The following is a 19,470-nucleotide window of genomic DNA, read 5'->3' on the forward strand; positions in this document are numbered from 1 at the left end:
TCAGCTTCCGGGGCGTCGGGGCGTGGCCGGGACGTTCGGGCCGGGCGACAGTTCGCGGCCGAGCGCGCGCGGCTGGTTCGGCACATCGAAACTGATGGGCGCTGGGCACCCGCGATAGCGACGATCCAGCAGCAGGTAGCGCCGCGCCTCTCCACCATCCGGATTGCGGTCCAGCAGCGACGATGAGCCGCGCGGCTGCGGCTGTGGGGCGAGGCCCGCCTCGCGCAACATGGCGTCGCAGGCGGAGGGTTCGAGCTGGGGCGTCCGCCATGCCATGACGCCCGAACGGCTCGGCTCAACCGGGCCGGGCGCCGCCTGCAACGCCGTCAGCAGGATCAAAGAAACGATCATCGCACCCTTCCCTCCTGACCCAAGGATAGCAGAACAAGGGTCCGGCGGCGAGTACGCCTGAGATCAGATCGACTTGATCGCGCCGCCGTCCAACCGGATCAGCGAGCCGGTGATGTAGGCGCCCAGCGGGCTGGCCAGAAAGGCGGCGGTGGCGCCGAACTCCTCGGTCGCGCCCAGACGGCCGGCGGGGATGGTCCTGACGGCTTCGGCACGCGCCTGTTCGGGCGTCGCGCCCGTCCTCTCGGCCGCCGCCTTGTCCAGCCGCTCGATGCGGGGCGTGTCGATGCGGCCGGGCAGCAGGGTGTTGACGGTTACGCCGTCGGCCGCGACCTCGTTGGACAGGGTCTTGGCCCAGGCGGCGATCGAGGCGCGCAGGGTGTTGGACACGCCCAGCACGGCCGAGGGCTCCACCACCGTGATGGATGCGACGTTCAGGATTCGGCCCCACCCCGCCTGGCGCATCGCCGGCAGCACGCGGTCGGTCAGGCGGAACACCGACAGCACCATGGATTCGAAATGCTCGCGCCACACCGACGGATCGAGCCCCGAAACACCGGACGGCGGCGGCCCGCCCGTGTTGTTCAGCAGGATCTCGACCGGACCGCCCAGCTGACGCTCCGCCTCGTCCACGGCCGCCAGCAGGGCGTCGTGATCCGCCAGATCGGCGGCGACGAAGTGGGCCCGTCCGGGGCCGGCGACGGTCAGTTCGTCCGCCACGGTCTTCAGCGTCTCCGCGTTGCGGGACAGCAGGACGACATGCGCGCCCTCCTGCACCAGGGCCGCCGCCACGGCTCGCCCCAGGCCGCTGGAGCCGCCGCAGATCAGCGCCCGCCTGCCCGTCAGCTTCAGGTCCATGGCGTCGTCTCCCGCGTCTGGCCGATCAGGCCTGCATCATCCAGCCTTCGACATCCATCGCCGCCTGGCGCACGGCCTCCGAGCGCGTCGGGTGGGCGTGGCAGGTGCGGGCGATGTCTTCCGAGGCGCCGCCGAAGGCCATGGTGATGGCTGCTTCGTGGATCATCTCGCCCGCCTGCGGCCCCATGATGTGCACGCCCAGCAGCTTGTCGGTCTGTGCGTCCGCCAGCACCTTCACGAAGCCGTCGGTCTCGTGGTTGATCTTGGCGCGGCTGTTGGCGGTGAAGGGGAATTTGCCCTTCTTGTACTGCACGCCCTCGGCCTTCAGCTGATCCTCGGTCTTGCCGACCCAGGCCACCTCCGGGAAGGTGTAGACGACGCTGGGCACCAGGTCGTAGTCGACGTGGCCGAACTTGCCGGCGATAGTGTCGATGCAGGCGACCGCGTCCTCTTCCGCCTTGTGCGCCAGCATCGGACCGTAGGTTACGTCGCCGATCACCCAGACGCGATCCGCAACCCTGAAATGGTCGTGGGCGATGAAGCCCCGCTTGTCCGGCGTGACGCCCACGCTCTCCAGGCCCAGGCCGTCGGTGTAGGGGCGACGACCGATGGCGACCAGCACCACATCGCCCTTCAAGGTCTCGGCGGTCCCCCCGGCGGAAGGCTCGACCGTCAGCTCGACGCCGTCCTTGCCCGACTTCGCGGCCGTGACCTTGGCGCCCAGCTTGAAGCTCATGCCCTGCTTGGTCAGGGTGCGCTGGAAGGCGGTGGCGACCTCCGCATCCATGCCGGGCGTGATGCGGTCCAGGAACTCGACCACCGTGACCTCGGCGCCGAGCCTGCGCCACACCGAGCCGAGCTCCAGCCCGATGATGCCGGCCCCGACCACGATCAGCTTCTTGGGCACGGCCGGCAGCGAAAGCGCGCCGGTGGAATCGACCACCCTGCCGGCTTCGAAGGCGACGCCGGGCAGCGGGGTGGGCTCCGAGCCCGTGGCGATGACGATGTTCCTGGTCTCAAGGGTGCGGACCCCGCCGTCGACGGCCGTCACCTCGACCTTGCCGGGTCCGGTGATCTTGCCCTTGCCCTGCACCCACTCGGCCTTGTTCTTCTTGAACAGGAACTCGATGCCCTTGGTCAGGGCCGTGACGCTGTCGTCCTTGGCCTTGTGCATCTGCTGGAGGTTCAGCTTCGGCTGCACCTCGATGCCGATCTTGGCGAATTCGCTGTTAGCCGCCTGATACAGCTCCGACGCATGCAGCAGGGCCTTGGACGGCATGCAGCCGACGTTCAGACAGGTGCCGCCCAGCGTGCCGCGCATCTCGACGCAGGCGACCTTGAGCCCCAGCTGACCCGCGCGGATCGCGGCGTTGTAGCCGCCCGGACCACCGCCGATGATGACGACGTCGTAGGGAGCGGAGGCTTCGGCCATGGGGTCCTCAGGGGTTCTTCAAGCGCAGGGGAAGGCGGCTGGGACACTAGCGCCCGACCCGCCGGAATCAACCGCAAGCCGGCGGCGAGGTCCAACGAAAGAGGCCGGGCGTCGCCGCCCGGCCTCTTTGCGTCCACATTGGCCGTCAGCCTCAGAACGCCATGCGCGCCACGACCTGGAACCAGGGACCGGCTTCCTCGGTCTCGATTTCATACTCGTCGTAGTCGCGGTCGATCTGGTCGGCCAGATTGTCGAACTTGTCGAAGGTTTCGTCCTTGGACGCGTTCAGCAGGTTCGATCCGGTGAAGCGCACCACGATGTTGTCGGCCACCTTCTTCTCGATGAAGATCTCGAGGTCGGCGCCGTAGGAGGTGACGACCTCCTCGGCGATCACCCGCGAAGAGGCGTCGCCCTGCTTGCGATAGGTGGCGCCGAAGGCCGCGCCCCAGCTCGGGATGTCATGGGTGAAGCCGGCGTTCAGCACATAATCCGACTGCGAGTTAAAGCGGCGCTCGCCCAGGAAGTCGTCCACGGCGCTGTCCAGCCAGGAGTAGTTCAGGAAGACGCCTGTCGTCTCCATGCCGATGAAGTCCAGCGGCGTGGACAGGTCGAACTCGATCCCCCAGACCTCGCCGTCGCCGACGTTGTCGACGCTGTAGACGAACGTCCCCTCGCCTTCGCTGCCCTCGACGCCGGTGTTGACGTTCTCGATCAGGTCGCTGATGTCGCGGTAGAAGGCGTTCAGCCCGACGACGCCGCGGCGACCCAGGCGGCGTTCGACGCCCACGTCCACGCCCCAGGCGGTTTCCGGCTCCAGGTCCGGATTGCCGATGAAGTCGCTGTCGCCGACCTCTTCCTCCAGCAGCGCGGGCGACAGGGCGTTGAAGTCCGGGCGGCGCACGGTGCGCGCGACCGAAAGGGTCAGCCGGTCACGCTCGTTCAGGGCCAAACGCAGGCTGGCCGACGGCAGCAGCACGCCATAGTCGTTGTCGGTGACCCGATCGGCGGCGTCGGCGGTCTCGTCGGTGATGGTGGTGTCGGTGGTCTCATAGCGAAGACCGGCTTCCCACTTGGCGCGCCCCTGCTCGCCCGACAGCATGACGTAGGGGTCGAAGCGCGTTTCTTCGATTGTGTTGAAGCCGCCCGTCACCGGCTCGTAGTCGGAGTAGTCCCCTTCGCCCGCCGGCGCGTCGTCCAGATCACCGTCGGCGCCGGATTCCTGGATCAGGGTGTCGCGCGTCTTGTCGATGTAGTCGAAGCCGACCTCGAGCACGGCCCCGCCGAAGTCGCGCTCATGCGAAATGCGGCCGGACCACTCCTCGTCCTTCAGGTCTGTCAGGGTGCGGGCGGATTCGAACTCCGCGTCCTCGAAGTTCAGCTCGTCCTCGAACTCGAACTGCTGGTCGTCGATGTCGGCATAGCCCAGGCGGAAGTGCGTCTCGCCGCCCAGCATATCGATGTCGTAGCGTGCGTTCAGCGACAGGTTGTCGGTGCGGATGTCCAGGTCGTTGTCGCTGCTGCTGACCAGGTTCTCGGCAGTCTGCACGCCCTCGGCGTATTCCAGCGAGTCCTCGTCCTGATAGCGGTCGGTGCGCACGAACACGCCCGACAGGTCCAGCATCCCGCCGCCCACTTCCATCTGGTAGGAGCCGTTCAGCGAATAGTCGGTGCCGTCGCGGGTGTCCGTCTGGACCTCGACGTTCTCGAGTTCGCCGTTCGGCTCGTCGAACCGCTGGCTGAACTTTTCCTTGGGATTGCGGCGATCCTGGACATTGGCGCCCAGCAGCAGGCGGCCGGGACCGACCTCGCCGCCCCAGACGGCGCCGGCGGTGCCGCCGAACTCGCCGTACTCGCTGTCTTCCCACTTCAGCGCGCCCAGACGAACATAGCCGCCGTCCAGGCTGAGAGCGTCGCGCAGCACGATGTTGATGGCGCCCGCCACCGCATCGCCAGAGCGATTCGCCGAGGACGACCGCACCACCTCGACCCGCTCGATCAGTTCGGCCGGGATGCGGTCCACGAAGAAGGAGCGGTCGACGCCGGCGCCCGGCACCCGTTCGCCGTTGATCAGGATCTGGGTGTAGCCGGGATCAAGGCCCCGCAGGCGCACGCCGTCGGATTCCAGCACGTCCGACAGGAAGGCGACCGAGGGCACGCGCTTCAGGGCGTCGCCGGCCGTCAGCGGCTCGAACCGCTGGAAATATTCCAGGTCGTAGGACAGGGTCGGGACCACGTCGTCGGTGCGATTGCGAACCTGCGGCTCGCCGGTGACGATAACCTCATCCAGCGCCGTGACCGGACCGCGATCCTGCGGCTGCACGGCAGGCGCCGCGACCGGCTCGGCGGCCAGGGCCGGGATGGCGAAGGCCAAGGAGCCAAGGGTCAGGGGGGCGAACGCTGCGCCCATCAGCAGGTGAAGTTTCATGGTCAGATCCCCGAGGCCGACGACGCTTCGCCCAGCCGATGCAAGCGGCGCTTAGCCGCAGGGCGCGACGCCAAAGCGACGGTTGCGAGACGCTGAGCCTTCGGATTCGGGACCAATGGGTGACAACTGCTCACCGGGCGGACGGTTTGTCATCGCACAGCAGCCGAAGCGTCACGCAGACGCCGTTGACCCGCAGGCAAGCTGTGCCGAAGGAAGCCCTATCGAACGAAAGGAACCGTCATGTCCCGGACGATCAGCCTCGCGGCCTCTGTCTGCGTTCTGGCCCTGCTCGGCGCCTGCGCCACGCATGAGGTCGATTATCAAGGCGAGGGCGAGGGCGTGATCGGCCAGGGATTGCCCGTCCAGGCGGTGCTGGAGACGCCCTCGGTCGGCACGGCAGGCCAGGATGCAGCCGACGATCCCGCGATCTTCGCCTCTGCGACGCCGGTCACGGTCATGGGCGTGCGCACCCCCGGCTTCGTCGCCGGCACGGACAAGAAGGCCGGCCTCTATATCTATGGTCTGGACGGCAAGGTGCTGCAGTTCCTGCCCGAGGGCCTGTTGAACAATGTCGATCTGGTCGAAGGCCTGAGCGTCGCCGGCCGGCCACAGGTGCTGCTGGGCGCCAGCGATCGCACGCCGGGCCGCGAAGGCGTGTCGCTGTATCTGTTCGATCCGGCGGCCGACGATGCGGCCAATGCGGTGCGGCCTTGGGGGCGCATCACCTCGGACGTGGTCGAGCCCTACGGCTTCTGCTTCGCCCGGCGCGGCCCGGACGTCCACGCCGTCATGGTCGGGCACGAGGGTGAAGTGCGCCAGTTCGTGGTCACGGCCGATGCGAGCGGCCAGCCGGCCTCGCGCGAGGTCCGCCGCTTCGAGATCGGCAGCATCTCCGAAGGCTGCGCCGCCGACGAGGCGACCAGCGCCCTTTATCTCGGCGAAGAGAACGTCGGCGTCTGGCGCTACGACCTCGACCCTTCCGCCGGCGCGCGCCGCACCCTGATCCAGCCGATCGCGCCGGGCCGCCTGGTCGCCGACGCCGAGGGGCTGACGATCCTGGAGGACGGCTCCGCCCGTTACCTGATCGGCTCGAGCCAGGGCGACTCGACCTTTCCGGTCTGGCGCATCGACGGCGCACAGCCGGCCTACGTCGGGCGGTTCGTGGTGACGGACGGGGCGGTCGACAAGGTGACCGGCACCGATGGTCTGGATGCGCTCGGCGGGCCGGTGGGGCCGTTCCCCCAAGGCCTGGTGGTGGTTCAGGACGACATCAACGACGTCGGCACCCAGAACTTCAAATACATCGACTGGCGCGACATCAAGCGCGCCTTGGGCCTCTAGCCAGCGCCTACTGGTCCTCGTCGAAGCGGCGGGCGACCAGGTCGATCAGGGCGTCGATCGCCTCCTGGGCGTCCGGCCCCTCGGCGGTGACGCCGACGTCGCACCCCTTGCCCGCGCCCAGCATCAGCAGGCCCATGATCGAACGGGCGTCCACGGTCACGCCGTCGCGGGTGACCTGGATCTCGCTGTCGAAGCTGGAGGCCAGCTTGACGAACTTGGCCGAGGCGCGCGCGTGCAGGCCGCGCGCATTGCAGATGCCAAGAGTGGCGGAGACGCGCTCGCTCATTTCTCGCCCGCCAAGACCCAGGAAGCGACCGAGATGTATTTGCGTCCGGCGTCCTGCGCATGGGCGACGCAGACCTCCAGCGGCTCGCGCGTGCGCACGCTGGCCAGCTTGATCAGCATCGGCAGGTTCAGGCCGGCGATCACCTCGGCCCGCGTCTGCTCCATCACCGAAATGGCCAGGTTCGACGGCGTGCCGCCGAACATGTCGGTCAGCAGGATCACCCCGTCGCCGTCGTCCACGGCGGCGGCGGCGTCGACGATGTCGCGGCGGCGACGTTCCATGTCGTCCTCGGGACCGATGCAGATGGCGGCGACCCCGCGCTGCGGCCCGACCACATGCTCCATCGCCAAAAGGAACTCGGACGCCAGCCCGCCATGGGTGACGATCACCAGGCCGATCATGAAGGCTTCACTCGCATCCCGCCCCACACCATCCCTGGGGATCAGCGACCGCCGGAGGAGGACGGACGCGCCCCATCGGGACCGCAAGCGGAACTCCATAGACCCATCCTGCGCCGGGTCAAAGCGTCTGAAGACTCCGCGCCGCCAGGGTCGCGGCCGAGGCGTGCAGGGCGTTCAACCGGAACAGCGGCACGGAGACGCCGTCAAGGACGCGAACCTCCGGCTCCGGCAGCCGCTCCACCGGCTCCGCCGTGCACGCGATGACGGCCGCGATCTGCGCCATCGGACGGGTGTGCGCCCGAACGATGCCGAGCCCGCGTGCCTCGATCCGGCCCTCGATCGTGGCGGGCGACATGGCGTAAAGCCGTCCGGCCGAGGCCCAGACCAGGCTGTAGTCGTCGGCGACCAGCCGCCACCCCGCGTCGATCAGGCGCAAGGCCAGGTCGCTCTTCCCGGAGCCTGAGGGTCCCATCAACATCAGCCCGCGCCACTGGGCGCCGCACCGTCGGGCGACGGTGGTGGCGTGGACCGGCTGACGCGGCGGCGTTCCGGCAGGCGTCATTGCCGACGTCCGGCCGAGGGAAGAACCACCTCGAACCGCGCGCCCTGCACTTCGCCCTCAGCGTTCATCCGGTTCTCGGCCCAGACACGCCCCCCATGCGCCTCCACGATCTGGCGCACGATCGAAAGGCCCAGCCCGGAGTTGGAGCCGAAAGCCGCGCCCTTGGGCCTGGAGGTGTAGAAACGCTCAAACACCGTCTCCAGATTGTCGGGCGGTATGCCGGGACCCTCGTCCTCGATCCGGATGCGCGCCTCGTTGTCGGCGCCCGACAGGAACACGCGCACCGTGCCGCCGGCGGGGCTGAACGAGCGGGCGTTGTCGATGAGATTGCGGAACACCTGGCCCAGCGGGCCGTCGCGGCCGACCACACGCTGCGGCTCTGCGCCCGCCTCGAACATCACCGACGGATCGCCCGGCTTGGCCGTCGTCTCATAGACCAGGACGATGTCGCGCAGCAGGGTGTTCAACTCGACCGCGCGCGGCCGCTCGCGCGACAGTTCGGCGTCCAGCCGCGAGGCGTTGGAGATGTCGGTGATCAGCCGATCGAGACGCCGCACGTCCTGCTGCAACAGATTGGTCAGGCGATCGCGCTGCTCATCCGTCTTGACCAGCGGCAGGGTCTCCAGCGCCGAGCGGATGGAGGTCAGCGGGTTCTTGATCTCGTGGCTGACATCGGCGGCGAAACGCTCGATCGCGTCCATCCGCGCCGACAGGGTCTCGGTCATCGATTCCAGCGACCGGGCGAGGTCGCCGATCTCGTCCTTGCGGTCCTCGAGGTCGGGCAGGCTGATGGCGCGCGACCTTTGCAGCCGCACCTGATCTGCCGCCGCCGACAGCCGCATCACCGGGCGCGCGACGAACAGATGCAGCAGCAGGGAGCCCAGGAGGTTCACCCCCAGAGCCACCAGGGCGAAGGGAACCAGCGCGCGGCGTTGCGCGCCCAGGATCTCGTCCACATTGCCCGCCTCCAGCGTCAGCACGCCCAGCACCTGGCTGACGTGGCGCACGGGGATGGAGACGGAGACGACGCGCTCCCCCTCCTCGTTTCGGCGCACCGTCTGCTGCGACTGACCGGCCAAGACGTTCTCGATCTCGACGCTGAGTTCGCGGTTCGCGCGCTCCAGCCGCTGGGCGGTGAGCGTCTCGGCCCGGATGTCCCGCTCCGGCGGCGGCGTGCCGGCCGGCCGCGCCGCAGGCAGGGGTGCGCCGGGAATGGCCTCGGTCACCTGATAGCTGTCGGCCACCGGCAGGCCGTTGATGTCGTACAGCCGAACGCGCTGTCCCTGCGGGATGAAGTTGTCGCGCAGCCAGCGAGCCGCGGCGACCTGGTCCAGTTCCGGCGTGGGCTCTCCGCGCGTGATGCCCAGTTCGCCCAGGACGTTGGACAGCAGTTCGGCCTGCACCGACAGCGATTCCTGTCGGGCCTGCACCAGGCCGCGCGACAGCTCGTTCAGCAGCAGCGCCCCGCCGAACAGGATCAGCAGGCTGAGCAGGTTCAGCGCCAGGATAAAGCCGCCCAGACGCGAGCCGCCGAAGCGGAAGGCGCGCCTCGGCGGTGTGTCGTCGTCTCCGGTCAGGCCGGGATCAGCTCTCGCGGTAGCGGTAGCCGACGCCATACAGGGTCTCGATCGCGTCGAACTCGGGGTCCACGGCGCGGAACTTCTTGCGCATCCTCTTGACGTGGCTGTCGATGGTGCGGTCGTCGACATAGACCTGGTCGTCGTAGGCGGCGTCCATCAGGTTGTCGCGGCTCTTCACGAAGCCGGGGCGCTGGGCCAGGGCCTGCAGCAGCAGGAATTCGGTGACGGTCAGCTTGACCGGCCGCCCGTCCCACATCGATTCATGGCGCGCCGGGTCCATGGTCAGTTTGCCGCGCTTGATCGCCTTGCCCGAAGTCTCGGCAGAGGGCTCGGGCTCCACGCCGTCGGCGCCGGTGCGGCGCAGCAGCGCCTTGACCCGCTCGATCAGCAGCCGCTGGCTGAACGGCTTGTGGATGTAGTCGTCGGCGCCGAGGTTGAAGCCGAGGATCTCGTCGATTTCCTCGTCCTTGGACGTCAGCATGATGACCGGGATCTGCGAGGTCTGGCGCAGGCGACGCAGCACCTCCATGCCGTCCATGCGCGGCATCTTCACGTCTAGGATGGCGAGGTCGGGCGGCGTGCTTTCCAGCGCGGCCAGGCCCGAGGCGCCGTCGTGATAGGCGGTGATCTTGTGTCCGTGGCTTTCCAGCGCCAGCGAAACCGACGCCACGATGTTCTCGTCGTCGTCGACCAGGGTGATGTTCGCCAAGGGCCTGTCTCCTGCCATCTGCCGGGGGCGGACCTCGTCCACGCGAGGCAAGCTCGCGCGCGTCCGCCGCAAAAACGCGTTCACACTAGAACCTTGGCAAATGGGCCGCCACCCCGTCGGTTGCAATCGGGTCACACATCGGCGTCAGCGCAAACCCCGTCTTAAGCCGTGAACGGCAGGATGAGCGAATGGCTGGTCCCGTCCACTACGAAGTCTTCATCCGCCGCACGGCGCCCGCGCCTTGGACGCTGCTGATCGCGACGGAGGATCGCAAGCATGCGATGACCACGGCCGAGGACATCATGGCCGATAGCGGCGCGGCCGCCGTTCGCGTCACCAAGGAGACGCTGGACTCCGAAACCATGGAGTTCAACAGCCTCACCATCCTGACGCGCGGCGCGCCCGAGACGAAGCCGAAGCTCCGCGACGCCGCCGCGGCCGGCCCCGCCTGCACCGGCCCCATGGACCTGTATGCGCCCCAGGCGCGGACGCTGATCGGGCGCGTGCTCGAAGACTGGCTGGCCCGTCAGGGCGCCACGGCCTTTGAACTGCTGCACCGTCCGGATCTGGCCGAGCGGCTGGAGGCGTCGGGGGTCGAACTTCAGCATGCGATCCAGAAGGTCGCCGTGCCCGAAAGCCAGGCGACGGGCCAGCCGATCCACGAACTGATGCGCCACTATCAGCGCCTGGCGGACGGCGCCATCGATCGGCTGATCAGACACGGCCGGCGCGAAGGCTTTCCTGACGCCTCGGCGCAGCCGCTTTCCGCCATTGCGGAGCGCCTCAAGGCCGGAGCCGACCGCGCCTTTGTCATGGGCGGCGTGCTGTGCGCCGCGCTGAAGGACCTGCGGGGCGCACGGGCGCGGCTGTTGCGATTGATCGAGTTGATCGACGCCGCGCCGTTGGAGGGAAGCCCGCGCGCCCTGGTGCTGGTGGGCGCCGAACAGATCGCCTGCGAGATGCTGTCGGACCGCAAGATTCTGGCCGAGGTCCTGGGGCCCGCCCTTGACCAGGGCGGAAGCCTGGCCGCGGTGGTCCGCATGGTCGCCCCGCGCGAGGTCGAGGCCCTGACGCGAATGGACCCGCGCCTGGCGCTGCTGACGCCGACGCTGGACGGGCCGGCGGCGCGGCTCGGCACGCATCTGGACGCGGGCGAGTTTCCGCTGCTCGCCGCCGCCCTCGCCCGTATGGTGGTGCGCGAGCTGATGAGCCCGCGCCGGCTTCGTCCGTCCGATCCTCGGGGCGAGATCGACATCCTGCGGGCTCTGGCCATGAGCCTGACGGCCACGGCCGGTCGCCTGCTGACGCTGGAAGAGGTGCAGAACGCCTTTGTGGAACGGTCCAAGGCGCTGGTCGCCGCCGATTTCGTCCAGGCCTATGTTTCGCCCTGCGACACGGTGCTTTGCGAGGCCGAGCACCTGATGCGCCTGTGCGAAAACGTCACCGGCGCGGCGAACAAGCGGGCCGCAGCGCGTTGGCTTCATGCCTGCATCACCTCGCTGCGGTTCGAGACCGAGATGCGCAAGAGCGCCAATCCGATGGTGACGCTGGCCACCCTGGCGCGCCTGCAAAAGGCGGCGCGCGGCGTTCAGTTGAACGAACAGGACGAGGCGCAGGTGATCTCGGCGCTGGGCGGCGTCGGAGGGGCCGTCGAGACCGAAAGCCGACTGATCGCCCAGATCGCTCGCGCGGGCGCCGCGCCGTCACAGAAGCTGTCGGCCTTGCTGCGTCTGGCCGCCGGCGAGACCGCGCCGCTGGGCCCCGCAGCCGACCGCGCCAAGGCCGAGGCGCTGCGCCTGCTGCGCGCGCCGGAGACGCGCACGGCCCTGTCGGCCGCACCAGCCGAGCTGAACGCCATGCGCGACCTGATGAAGGCCGCCGGCTTGGCTGCCTGATGGACCTGGCCTGAACGAAGAAGGGCCAGGCGTTTCCGCCCAGCCCCTTCAGGTCGATCAAGCGATCAGCGGATCACCAGATGCGGACGCGCTGGTCCGCCGGCAGGAAGTATTTGTCGCCTTCCGTGACGCCGAACGCCTCGTACCAGGCGTCGGAGTTGCGCAAGGGACCGATCACGCGGAACTCGGCCGGGCTGTGCGGGTCTGTGGCGACCTGCTGCTTCAGCGCCTCCTCGCGATACTTCGACTGCCAGACCTGCGCCCAGCCGTAGAAGAAGCGCTGGTCGCCGGTGACACCGTCCAGCACCGGCGCGGGCTGGCCGTTCAGCGACAGGTGATAGGCCTCGAGACCCACGGCCACGCCGGCGGCGTCGCCGATGTTCTCGCCCATGGTCAGGCCGCCCTGGACGTGGAAGCCGGGCAGCGGCTCATACTGGTCGTACTGGGCGCCCAGGCGCGTGGTCAGTCCTTCGAAGTTGGACTTGTCCTCGGCCGTCCACCAGTTGCGCAGCACGCCGTCGCCGTCCGACTTGGAGCCCTGATCGTCGAAGCCGTGGCCGATCTCGTGGCCGATCACGCCGCCGATGCCGCCGTAGTTGACCGCCGCGTCGCCGTTCGGATCAAAGAAGGGCGGCTGCAGGATCGCGGCCGGGAACACGATCTCGTTGTTGGCCGAGTTGTAGTAGGCGTTCACCGTCTGGGGCGTCATGCCCCACTCGTCCTTGTCGACCGGCTCGTTCAGGCGGGCAAGGTCGTATTCCCACTCGAACAGGCCCTTGCGCTCGGCGTTGCCGACCAGGTCATCGCCTCGAACCTCCAGGCCGGAGTAGTCGCGCCACTTGTTGGGATAGCCGATCTTGACCGTGAACTTGCGCAGCTTGTCCTGCGCCTGCGCCTTGGTCTCGGGGCCCATCCAGGTCAGGTTGTCGATGCGATGCGACAGGGCGGTGCGCAGGTTGGCGACCAGCTCTTCCATTTTGGCCTTGGATTCGGCCGGGAAGTATTCGGCCACATACAGGCGGCCGGTAGACTCGCCCAGCTGGTTCTCGGCGAAGGAGATGGCGCGCTTGTCGCGCGTGCGCTGCTCGGGCTGGCCGGAGAGGTCGCGGGCGCGGAACTCCCACTGCGCGTCCGAGAAGCGCTTGGACAGCATGGGCGCCATGTCGTCGGCGGTGTGGAAGGCTTCCCACGCCTGCAGCAGCGGAACCGGCGTCTCGGCGTAGATGGCCGCGATCTTCGGCATGGCTGTGTCCTGACGCACGATCAGGCGCGGCACGCCGCCCAGTTCGGCGCTGTCGTAATAGGCCTGCCAGGCAAAGCCCGGAGCTTCCTGCGTCAGCTGCTGGATGGTGTATTCGTTGTAGGTCTCGTCGCGGTTGCGGTTCTGGATCGGGGTCCAGTGCGCCTCTGCGATGCGGCTCTCCAGAGCGACGACCTGGGCGGCGGTCTCGGCCGGGTTTTCCCAGCCGATCATCTCCAGCATCCGGCCGACATAGGCCTGATACTTCTCCTTCTTGTCGGCGTAGCGCGCGTCCAGATAGTAGTCGCGGTTCGGCAGGCCGATGCCCGACTGGCCGGTCGAGACGACGTAGCGGGTCGGCTGCTTGGAATCGATGGTGATGCCGGTGCCAAAGAAGGACGCGCCGAAGCGGCCCGCCGTCTGGCCCATGTAGACCGCCATCTTGTCATGGCTGTCGGCCGCGCGGATGGCCGTCAGGTAGGGCTGCAGCGGCTGGGCGTCCAGCTGCTCGATACGCGCCTCGTCCATGTAGGCGCGGTAGGCGTCGGCGATCTTGGCCTCGTCCGAACCCGGCGTCAGGTCGTTGCGAGCCGCCAGGCCCGTGACCAGCGCCTTCATGCGGTTGTCCGACAGCTCGCGCAGCAGGGCGAACGAGCCGTAGCTGGTGCGGTCCGACGGGATCACCAGCTCTTCCAGGGCCTCGCCATTGGCGTATTCGAAGAAGTTCTCACCCGGCTTCACCGACGTATCGCGGCCGTTCAGGTCGAAGCCCCAGGTGCCGTAGCGCGGCGCCTCGGTGCCCTGGAAGCCACTGGAGCCCTCGGCCGGCGCGGTCTGGAACAGCGCCTGCACCGTGCAGGCGTCGTCGACGCACTCATGCTCATGGCCGTCGTGGGCAAAGGCCAGGCTGGCCGGAAGAAGAAGGGCGCCCAGAGCAGCGCCGACAAGCAGACGTTTCATACGCAAGGTCTCGCAAGGCCGCCTCACCACGGGCGGCGTGCCGGAACCCTAAGCGCCATCGCGGTGAGTTTGTCTTAAAAAAAGTTCATGATCGGAATCAGGGCTCTCGCCAAAGCGGCGTCCTATCGGTCAGATGGACGGCGAAGGGGGCGACGTGAATGACCGAGCATGGCGGCGGGGACTACAAGGACCTGGTGGTCTTCCTTGCGGCCGCCGGCGTCGTCGTGCCGCTGTTCAATCGTTTCCGCATCAGCCCGGTGCTGGGCTTCCTGGCGGCCGGAGTGCTGCTGGGGCCGGATGGGCTGGGCCGCTTCGCGGGCTCGGGCGACTGGCTGTCCTGGTTCACCATCAGCGATCCGGCCCAGCTGACGCAGCTGTCCGAGCTCGGCGTCGCCTTTCTCCTGTTCACCATCGGGCTGGAGCTGTCGTGGGACCGCCTGCGGGCCATGCGGCGGCTGGTGTTCGGTTTGGGACTGATGCAGGTCGCCGTCTGCAGCCTGGTGCTGGCAACGGGTTTCATGCTGCTGGGCCAGAACCTCGCCAGCGCCGCCGTGCTGGGCCTGGGCCTGGCGCTGTCCTCCACCGCCGTGGTGATGCCGGTGCTGGCGGAACGCGGCCGGCTGAAGGGCGCGGTCGGCCGCTCGACCTTTGCGGTCCTGCTGGCCCAGGACCTGGCGGTCGCGCCCATCCTGGTGACGGTCGGCGTGATGGCTGCGATGGCCTCCGGCGGAGGAGGGCTGGATCCCGCGGTGCTGGGCCGTTCGCTGCTGACGCTGGTTCCGGCGGCCATTGGCATGGCGTTGCTGGTGGTGCTGGGGCGGGTTGTGCTGCGGCCGATGTTCCGCTCGGTGGCGCGCGCCAGAAAGGGCGATCAGGGCGGAGAGCTGTTCGTCGCGGCCTGTTTGCTGGTCGTCGTCGGGGCGGGCGTCGCGGCCCAGGCGTCCGGCCTGTCCATGAGCATCGGCGCGCTGGTCGCCGGCGTTCTCCTCGCCGAGACCGAGTTCCGCCGCCAGGTCGAGGTGTCGATCGAGCCGTTCAAGGGGCTGCTTCTGGGCGTGTTCTTTGTCGGCGTCGGCATCGGACTGGACCTGGACGCAGTGGCCGCCGCGCCGCTGGTGGTGCTGGCGCTGGCGGCCACGATCATCGGGATCAAGGCTGCGGTCACCTTTGGCCTTGCGCGACTGTGGGGCGTGGGCGGCCGCTCGGCGGTCGAGACGGCGCTGGTGCTGGGCCCGGCCGGAGAGTTCGCCTTTGTGGTCCTGGCGCTGGGCATGAGCCAGGGCGTGACCTCGCCGGACTTCACCCCGACCGTGCTGATCGCCGCCACCCTCAGCATGTTCACCGTGCCGCTGATGGCGCTGGCCGGAGAGCGGCTGTCGTCTCGCGCGGCCGCCCGGTCGCCCGCCGCGCCCATGCCGGTGGTCCCGCCGTCCGGTCCGGACGGGGCGGTGATGATCGTCGGCTTCGGCCGGGTCGGCCGGCTCATCGGCGAGCTGCTGACCGAGCATGGCCAGCCGTTCATCGCCCTCGACACCGACGCCGCCGCGGTGCAGCGCGCGCGACAGGACGGCCATCAGGTCTTCTACGGCGACGCCGGCTCGGCCGAGATGCTGATGAACTGCGGTGTGCGCACCACCCGCGCCCTGATCGTCACCATGGATGCGCCGGGCAAGGTCGACGAGGTGGTTCGCGCCGCCCGGTCCCTGCGCGAGGACCTGATCCTGATCGCCCGCGCCCGCGACGACCGCCACGCCGCGCGGCTTTATGCGCTGGGCGTCACCGACGCCGTGCCGGAAACGACGGAGGCCAGCCTGCAGCTGGCCGAGAACACCCTGGTCGATCTCGGCGTGCCGATGGGGCTGGTGCTGGCCTCGATCCACGAGCGCCGCGACCGCTTCCGCCAGCTGTTCCAGGACGCCGTGCCCGAAGACCGCCGCGCCCGCCCCACCCGCGCCCTGCGCGCCACGTTACGGCCGCGGGCCTGAGGCGTCAGGTTTCGGGCGTGCAGAACGACGGCCGCGCGCCCTGAGCTCGGAAGACGTTAGCCACGAAGGCGGCGCGTCGGCCGCCTGTGCGCCTGACCAGGGCGACCACCAGAGGCTTGTCTTGTTCGGCCGTACACCACGCCGTTCGTACATTGTCCTGTTCCGGCATGCTCAATCCCTTTGAGAAGACAGCATGGCGGCTCATCAGGCTGAGGGCGGCGTCATGCAGCGCCTGCGGATCGCCGGCTTCGACCGAAGCGGAACAGCCGCCGTTCGGCAGCGTCACGACATAGACCTCGGAATAGGACGCCAGCCGCCACGCCGCCGTGGCCTGCGACGAGCCTGTCGATCTGGGCGGAACCGGCCGCAGCCAGTGGTCCAAGGCCAGGCCTTCCACGTCGCGTGCCTGTTCCAAGGCGGTCAGGCAGACATCGGAGAAGACGATCTCCATCGCCTTGCTCGGAGACACCAGCGCGCCCCAGGGCGCCGGCTGGGCTGGCCGCACGGTGTGCTGCTGCCCGGCGCACCCCGCCAGCGCCACCGCTGCCACGACGCCGGTCGTGATCATCCGCGCCATAGGCCCCTCCCCTAGCGGATGGGCAGGGTGTCTCCGCAACTGCGGGTCGTCAAGAACTCGCAAGAAAGAAGGCTCCGCATCGACATGCGGAGCCTTCCAAGAATCAACAGAATAAAGCCGGGATCAGGCGGCGGTGCGTTCCGACGCTTCCTCGGCCAGGATGGTCAGGCCGGCGGGGGTCACGTCGGCGAAGCCGCCGCGCACTTCGAACACCCGGCGTGCGCCGCCGTCGATCACCGTCACCACGCCTTCGCGCAGCGCCGTCATGAAAGGCGCGTGATCCGCCAGCACGCCGAAGTCGCCCTCGACGCCCGGCGCGTCCACCTGATCCACGAGACCCGCGAAGACCTCGCGTTCCGGCGAGACGAGGGAGAAGTTCAGCTTGCCGGCCATGATCAGGCGCTCGCCGCCATCTTCTCGGCCTTGGCCACGGCTTCCTCGATGGCGCCGACCATGTAGAAGGCGGCTTCCGGCAGGTGGTCGTATTCGCCGGCCACGATGCCCTTGAACGAGCGGATAGTGTCTTCCAGCGAGACGAACTTGCCGGGCGAGTTGGTGAACTGCTCGGCCACGAAGAACGGCTGCGACAGGAAGCGCGAGATCTTGCGGGCGCGCGACACGACCAGCTTGTCGTCTTCCGACAGCTCGTCCATGCCCAGGATGGCGATGATGTCCTTCAGCGCCTTGTACTGCTGCAGGACTTCCTGGACCGAGCGGGCGACGTTGTAGTGCTCTTCGCCAATGACGAGCGGGTCCATGATCCGCGAGGACGAATCCAGCGGATCCACGGCCGGGAAGATGGCCTGGGCGGCGATGTCGCGCGACAGAACGGTGCGGGCGTCCAGGTGGGCGAAGGACGCGGCCGGGGCCGGGTCGGTCAGGTCATCGGCGGGAACGTAGATGGCCTGGATCGAAGTGATCGAGCCCTTCTTGGTCGAGGTGATGCGCTCCTGCAGGTTGCCCATCTCGGTCGCCAGGGTCGGCTGATAGCCCACCGCAGACGGAATGCGGCCCAGCAGTGCCGACATTTCCGAACCCGCCTGGGTGAAGCGGAAGATGTTGTCGACGAAAAGCAGCACGTCCTTGCCTTCCTCGTCGCGGAAATACTCGGCCTGGGCCAGACCCGTCAGGGCGACGCGGGCGCGGGCGCCGGGGGGCTCGTTCATCTGGCCGTAGACCAGGGCGCACTTGGAGCCTTCGGTCGAGCCGCCGTTCTTGGTCGGGTCCACGTTGACGTTGGACTCGATCATCTCATGATACAGGTCGTTGCCTTCGCGGGTGCGTTCACCCACGCCGGCCAGAACCGAATAACCGCCGTAGGCCTTAGCGATGTTGTTGATCAGCTCCTGCATGGTCACGGTCTTGCCGACGCCGGCGCCGCCGAACAGGCCGGTCTTGCCGCCCTTGGTGTAGGGGCACATCAGGTCGATGACCTTGATGCCGGTGACCAGGATTTCCGACGAGGTCGACTGCTCTTCGAACGACGGCGCCTCGCGGTGGATCGGGCGGTACATGTCGGTCTTGATCGGACCCTGTTCGTCGATCGGCTGGCCGACGACGTTCATGATGCGGCCGAGCGTGCCCGGGCCGACCGGCGCCTGGATCGACGAACCTGTGTCCGTGACCGGCTGGCCCCGCGTCAGGCCTTCGGTCGTGTCCATGGCGATGGTGCGCACCATGTTCTCACCCAGATGCTGGGCGACTTCCAGGACCAGGGTGAAGGGCTCGCCCGTCTTCTGGTCGACGTTCTGGGTGTGCAGGGCGTTCAGGATCGCCGGCAGGTGGCCGGTGAACTCAACGTCGACGACGGCGCCGATGACCTGGGCGATCTTGCCCACGCCCGTGCCGGCCGTGATCACGGCGTTGCCGGTCGCGGAGGCGACGGGAGCGGCGGGAGCCTTGGGCTTGCGGGCGGCGGGCTTCTTGGGAGCGACGGTGTCGGTCATCGGTTCGGGGTCCGTTGCGGTCTGTTCTGTCAGGATCGGAGGATCAGAGCGCTTCCGCGCCGGCGATGATCTCGATCAGTTCGGTGGTGATCTGGGCCTGGCGCTTGCGGTTGTACTGCAGCGTCAAGGCGTTGATGAGGTCGCCCGCATTGCGCGTGGCGTTGTCCATGGCGCCCATCTGGGCCGCGAAGAAGCTGGCCTGATTCTCGAGCAGGGCGGCCAGGATCTGGGTCTTGATGTTGCGGGGCAGCAGGGTCTCGAGGATTTCCTCTTCCGAGGGTTCGTACTCGTAGACGGCGCCGTTGAGGGCGATCGGTGCGGCGTCGCCGTCCACCACGGCCGGGATCAGCTGCTTGGGCGTCGCCACCTGCGAGATGACCGACTGGAAGCGGCTGTAGATGAGGGTGACGACGTCGGCGTGGCCGCTTTCGAACTCAGAGGCGATCAGGTCGGCGATCGGCTCGGCCGCGGCCATGCTCATGACCTTGTGGTCGCTGAGCTCGAACGTCTGGATGATCTTGTCGCCGTAGATTCGGGACAGACCGTCGCGGACCTTGCGACCCACGGCGATGACCCGGACGTCCTTGCCGTTGGCGGTCAGGCTGTTGATCCGGTCGCGGGCGGCGCGGATGACGTTGGTGTTGAACCCCCCCGCCAGACCCTTGTCGCCCGTGGCGACGACGACCAGGTGTTTTCTGTCCGCGCCCGTGCCGGCCAGCAGCTTGGGCGCGCCGTCGCCGGTCACGCCCGCCGCCAGGTTGGCGATGACCGAGGCCATCTTCTTGGCATAGGGACGGGCGCTTTCGGCCTGATCCTGGGCGCGCTTCAGCTTGGCCGCGGCGACCATGTTCAGGGCTTTCGTGATCTTCTGCGTGGACTTCACGCTGTCGATCCGATTGCGCATTTCCTTGAGGCTGGCCATCGG

General features: G+C 68.3%; 17 protein-coding genes. 3 read left to right on the plus strand and 14 right to left on the minus strand.

Annotation, left to right across the window (positions count from 1 at the left end):
• The 4 genes from KY493_RS12020 to KY493_RS12035 all read right to left on the minus strand — a co-directional run bounded on the left by KY493_RS12020 (position 1) and on the right by KY493_RS12035 (position 5,063).
• Positions 1-351: a hypothetical protein gene (locus KY493_RS12020; protein ID WP_219896566.1), complete on the minus strand. Its 351-nt coding sequence runs from the start codon at positions 349-351 to the stop codon at positions 1-3.
• Between the two features lie 63 nt (positions 352-414).
• A complete protein-coding gene (locus tag KY493_RS12025) occupies positions 415-1,206 on the minus strand; it encodes an SDR family oxidoreductase (protein ID WP_219896567.1) in 792 nt (263 codons plus the stop codon).
• 25 nt (positions 1,207-1,231) lie between these two features.
• Complete coding sequence (gene lpdA / locus KY493_RS12030) at positions 1,232-2,638, minus strand: dihydrolipoyl dehydrogenase (protein WP_219896568.1); 1,407 nt, start codon at positions 2,636-2,638, stop codon at positions 1,232-1,234.
• 151 nt (positions 2,639-2,789) lie between these two features.
• Positions 2,790-5,063, minus strand: coding sequence for a TonB-dependent siderophore receptor (locus tag KY493_RS12035; protein WP_255567886.1), 2,274 nt, complete (start codon positions 5,061-5,063; stop codon positions 2,790-2,792).
• 240 nt (positions 5,064-5,303) lie between these two features.
• Here KY493_RS12035 and KY493_RS12040 point away from each other — a divergent pair, with 240 nt between their 5' ends.
• Positions 5,304-6,404 (plus strand): phytase, encoded by a 1,101-nt coding sequence (locus KY493_RS12040; RefSeq protein WP_219896569.1) that lies wholly within the window; start codon positions 5,304-5,306, stop codon positions 6,402-6,404.
• Between the two features lie 7 nt (positions 6,405-6,411).
• Here the strand turns inward: KY493_RS12040 and KY493_RS12045 are convergent, their stop codons facing one another.
• The 5 genes from KY493_RS12045 to KY493_RS12065 form a co-directional block, all read right to left on the minus strand.
• Positions 6,412-6,690 carry an HPr family phosphocarrier protein gene (locus KY493_RS12045; RefSeq protein ID WP_219896570.1) on the minus strand — a complete coding sequence of 93 codons (279 nt, stop codon included), beginning with the start codon at positions 6,688-6,690 and terminating at the stop codon, positions 6,412-6,414.
• Positions 6,687-7,091: a PTS sugar transporter subunit IIA gene (locus KY493_RS12050; protein WP_219896571.1), complete on the minus strand. Its 405-nt coding sequence runs from the start codon at positions 7,089-7,091 to the stop codon at positions 6,687-6,689. Before KY493_RS12050 ends, KY493_RS12045 begins: the two co-directional genes overlap by 4 nt.
• 118 nt (positions 7,092-7,209) lie before the next feature.
• Positions 7,210-7,653, minus strand: a complete 444-nt coding sequence (locus KY493_RS12055) for an HPr kinase/phosphorylase (RefSeq protein WP_219896572.1) — start codon at positions 7,651-7,653, stop codon at positions 7,210-7,212.
• On the minus strand, positions 7,650-9,269 hold the full coding sequence (locus KY493_RS12060) for a cell wall metabolism sensor histidine kinase WalK (RefSeq protein ID WP_219896573.1): 1,620 nt from the start codon (positions 9,267-9,269) through the stop codon (positions 7,650-7,652). The genes KY493_RS12055 and KY493_RS12060 overlap by 4 nt, the downstream gene beginning before the upstream one ends.
• Positions 9,238-9,942: a response regulator transcription factor gene (locus KY493_RS12065; RefSeq protein WP_219896574.1), complete on the minus strand. Its 705-nt coding sequence runs from the start codon at positions 9,940-9,942 to the stop codon at positions 9,238-9,240. The genes KY493_RS12060 and KY493_RS12065 overlap by 32 nt, the downstream gene beginning before the upstream one ends.
• Before the next feature lie 188 nt (positions 9,943-10,130).
• Between KY493_RS12065 and KY493_RS12070 the strand changes: the two genes are divergently transcribed.
• Positions 10,131-11,837 (plus strand): hypothetical protein, encoded by a 1,707-nt coding sequence (locus KY493_RS12070; RefSeq protein WP_219896575.1) that lies wholly within the window; start codon positions 10,131-10,133, stop codon positions 11,835-11,837.
• Between the two features lie 73 nt (positions 11,838-11,910).
• Here KY493_RS12070 and KY493_RS12075 read toward each other — a convergent pair whose 3' ends face one another.
• Complete coding sequence (locus tag KY493_RS12075; RefSeq protein ID WP_219896576.1) at positions 11,911-14,037, minus strand: M13 family metallopeptidase; 2,127 nt, start codon at positions 14,035-14,037, stop codon at positions 11,911-11,913.
• Positions 14,038-14,195: 158 nt separating this feature from the next.
• On the opposite strand from KY493_RS12075, the gene KY493_RS12080 reads away from it, so the two are divergent.
• Positions 14,196-16,022, plus strand: coding sequence for a cation:proton antiporter (locus KY493_RS12080; protein WP_219896577.1), 1,827 nt, complete (start codon positions 14,196-14,198; stop codon positions 16,020-16,022).
• A gap of 4 nt (positions 16,023-16,026) precedes the next feature.
• Here the strand turns inward: KY493_RS12080 and KY493_RS12085 are convergent, their stop codons facing one another.
• The 4 genes from KY493_RS12085 to KY493_RS12100 all read right to left on the minus strand — a co-directional run bounded on the left by KY493_RS12085 (position 16,027) and on the right by KY493_RS12100 (position 19,467).
• Complete coding sequence (locus KY493_RS12085) at positions 16,027-16,599, minus strand: hypothetical protein (RefSeq protein ID WP_219896578.1); 573 nt, start codon at positions 16,597-16,599, stop codon at positions 16,027-16,029.
• 123 nt (positions 16,600-16,722) lie between these two features.
• Positions 16,723-16,992, minus strand: coding sequence for an ATP synthase F1 subunit epsilon (locus KY493_RS12090; RefSeq protein ID WP_219896579.1), 270 nt, complete (start codon positions 16,990-16,992; stop codon positions 16,723-16,725).
• Positions 16,993-16,994: 2 nt separating this feature from the next.
• On the minus strand, positions 16,995-18,545 hold the full coding sequence (gene atpD / locus KY493_RS12095) for a F0F1 ATP synthase subunit beta (RefSeq protein WP_219896580.1): 1,551 nt from the start codon (positions 18,543-18,545) through the stop codon (positions 16,995-16,997).
• A 43-nt stretch (positions 18,546-18,588) separates the two neighbouring features.
• Positions 18,589-19,467, minus strand: a complete 879-nt coding sequence (locus tag KY493_RS12100; RefSeq protein WP_219896581.1) for a F0F1 ATP synthase subunit gamma — start codon at positions 19,465-19,467, stop codon at positions 18,589-18,591.
• Positions 19,468-19,470 lie beyond the last annotated feature (3 nt).

The sequence above is a fragment of the Brevundimonas sp. PAMC22021 genome (assembly GCF_019443405.1).
Lineage (GTDB): Bacteria > Pseudomonadota > Alphaproteobacteria > Caulobacterales > Caulobacteraceae > Brevundimonas.